This window comes from Micromonospora sp. NPDC047467 (assembly GCF_040643095.1).
Classification (GTDB): domain Bacteria; phylum Actinomycetota; class Actinomycetes; order Mycobacteriales; family Micromonosporaceae; genus Micromonospora.
Genome location: NZ_JBEYTO010000027.1, coordinates 1 through 2,442 on the forward strand (window position 1 = coordinate 1; position 2,442 = coordinate 2,442).

Here is a 2,442-nt window from a genome sequence, read left to right on the forward strand (position 1 = left end):
GCAATCCCGCCGCGACAGCGGGACCGCGGACTACGCCGAGTTCGACAACTGCAACACCCTGGGCGGCACGGGGCCGGGTCCCGATCCCTCCGCCGCAAGGAAGGCTGCCTTCCTTGCCTTCCTCTGAGCCCGGCCCGCTACCGAGCCCCGCCGTATCCGGCCGGGGCTTTCTCTATGCCCTGGAGGCGCCCGTGGCCACGCCACTTACTGCTGCTGAGTTCCTCGCCGCCCTCAGAGCCGAGGGCGTGACCGTCGTCGAGGTCGGCGACTGGAAGAACCACAACCGCAACGCGAAGGGACCGTGGGGTCCGGTGCACGGGGTGATGATCCACCACACCGTCACCAAGGGCACGGCGAACACGGTGAAGATCGTGCGCGACGGGTACGCAGGACTGCCCGGCCCGCTCTGTCACGGCATGATTGCCAAGGACGGGCGCGTGCACGTGGTCGGCTGGGGCCGCGCCAACCATGCAGGGTTGGGAGACCCGGACGTCTTGTCCGCGGTCATCGCAGAGCGGCGGCCGCCCGTCGACGACGAGGCCACCGTCGACGGCAACCGGGCCTTCTACGGTTTCGAGTGCGAGAACCTCGGCGACGGCCGCGACCCCTGGCCCGAGGAACAGATCGAGGCCATCGTCCGCGTCATCGCTGCGCTCTGCCGGCAGCACGGATGGGGCGCCCGGTCGGCGCTGCGGCACCTGGACTGGCAGCCCGGCAAGGTCGACCCACGCGGACCCGGCATGGACTGGGAGCAGGTCCTCGACCGCGTCACCACGCGGCTCGCGGGGACCAAGGCCGCGCCCGCGCCCGTCCCCGCGCCGGCCCCGCTGCCCACGCCGACCCGGCCGACCGTGTCCCTGTCCAAGCTGATCGCCGCTGCCCGGTCGAACCCGGCCGCGAAGGGCACGCCCGTCACCTACGCCGGGGTGCGCACCGTGGAGGCCGCGCTCGTCGACGAGGGCCTGCTCGCCAAGGTCTATCTGGACGGCCACTACGGCACGGCCACCAAGGACGCCATGAGCGGCTGGCAGGAGCGGTGCGGGTACCGCGGCCGCAAGCCCGGCGAGCCCGCCGACGGCATCCCCGGCAAGGACTCCCTCAGCCGCCTCGCTGCCAAGCACGGGTTCACCGTCACCGCCTAACCCGGAAGGAACCCCATGAAGATCTCCAAGGTGTGGAAGGCGGTCGTGTCGGGCGCTGCAGCGGGCGCTGCCGCTGCGGCCACCGCAGTGCAGGACGGCACGGTCACCGCCGCCGAAGGCCTCACGATCGCCCTGGCGGTGCTCGGCGCGCTCGGCGTGACCTGGGCCGTGCCCAACCGACAGGCGACCCCGCCGACCGACGCCTGAGCGGAGTAACCGATGGCCGACGAGCAGCTGTCCAATGGCGAACTCGGCCGGCAGATCGGAGCCCTACAACTACTGATCTCCACACGGTTCGCGGAGCTGAACAGCCGCCTCGACAAGGTCGTGTCACTGGACGTCTACACGATCCAGACCACGCACGTCGACCAGCGGCTGGCCCAACTCCAGGCGGACATTCAGCAAGTGCGCACCGAACGAGACCAGCTCGAGGACCACTTCGAGCAGTACCAGCTTGCCGAACGGGACCGGCGTGAACAGGAGCGGCAGAAGCGCCTCTACCAGGCCGTCATCCCCGTACTGCTTGCCCTGTTGTCCGCAGCGATCGCCGTATGGGCGGTGGTGTCCGCATGAGCACAGCCCGGAGAAAGCCCCACCTCCGCCGCAGGCGGGTGCCGCGCGCCGAGGCCCTGATCGCGGCCACCGCCCTGCTGTTCGCCGCGTTCATGGGCTGGCTCGCCGTGCAGGTCGTGACCTTGTCGGTGGACCTTCGCACCGCCAACAGCGCCCGCGACGCGCTCGCCCAGCAGGTGCAGCATCTGGGGCACACCCCGATCGCCGGGCCGCCAGGGTCCCGTGGCCAACCCGGAGAGAGCGTGACCGGACCCCGCGGGCCGCAGGGCGAACCGGGCCCGGCCGGACCGCCCGGCCCATCGGGGTCTCCCGGCCCGTCAGGCAAGCCGGGCAGGAACGGTACGGCTGGCAGCGACGGACAGGACGGCACCCCGGGCACCCCCGGCGCTACGGGCGAGCCCGGGGCCGCAGGCGCGGCTGGACCGGCAGGCCCGCAAGGCGAGCAGGGGATCCGCGGCGAGCAGGGACCAGCCGGACCGGAAGGCCCCGCAGGCAAGGACGGGCGGGACGGGAAGGACGGCAAGGACGGACGCGACGCCCCCGCCTGCCCCGACGGGTACAGCCCCCAAGCCCCGGCGTGGGATCCGGACGCGCTCGTCTGCCGCAAGGATGGCGCGCCGCCACCCAACCAGCCCGGCAACAACAGCGACGGCCCGCAGGCGCTGGGTCTCGACCCATACCGCCGCCAGTACCCATGACCACGGCCCCGCTCTCCCCATGTGGGATG

General features: G+C 72.2%; 4 protein-coding genes. All 4 read left to right on the forward strand.

Annotated elements, in window-relative coordinates:
* The first annotated feature begins 191 nt into the window (after positions 1-191).
* The 4 genes from ABZ780_RS31610 to ABZ780_RS31625 are packed head-to-tail and all read left to right on the forward strand — an operon-like array spanning position 192 to position 2,413.
* Positions 192-1,142: a peptidoglycan recognition family protein gene (locus tag ABZ780_RS31610; RefSeq protein ID WP_357488408.1), complete on the forward strand. Its 951-nt coding sequence runs from the start codon at positions 192-194 to the stop codon at positions 1,140-1,142.
* A 15-nt stretch (positions 1,143-1,157) separates the two neighbouring features.
* The gene (locus tag ABZ780_RS31615) at positions 1,158-1,349 is read left to right on the forward strand and encodes a hypothetical protein (protein ID WP_357488410.1); all 192 of its coding nucleotides are present in this window, start codon (positions 1,158-1,160) and stop codon (positions 1,347-1,349) included.
* Positions 1,350-1,361: 12 nt separating this feature from the next.
* Entirely contained in the window at positions 1,362-1,715 is a 354-nt protein-coding gene (locus ABZ780_RS31620) for a hypothetical protein (RefSeq protein WP_357488412.1), read from the forward strand.
* On the forward strand, positions 1,712-2,413 hold the full coding sequence (locus ABZ780_RS31625; protein WP_357488414.1) for a hypothetical protein: 702 nt from the start codon (positions 1,712-1,714) through the stop codon (positions 2,411-2,413). Before ABZ780_RS31620 ends, ABZ780_RS31625 begins: the two co-directional genes overlap by 4 nt.
* Positions 2,414-2,442: the final 29 nt, after the last annotated feature.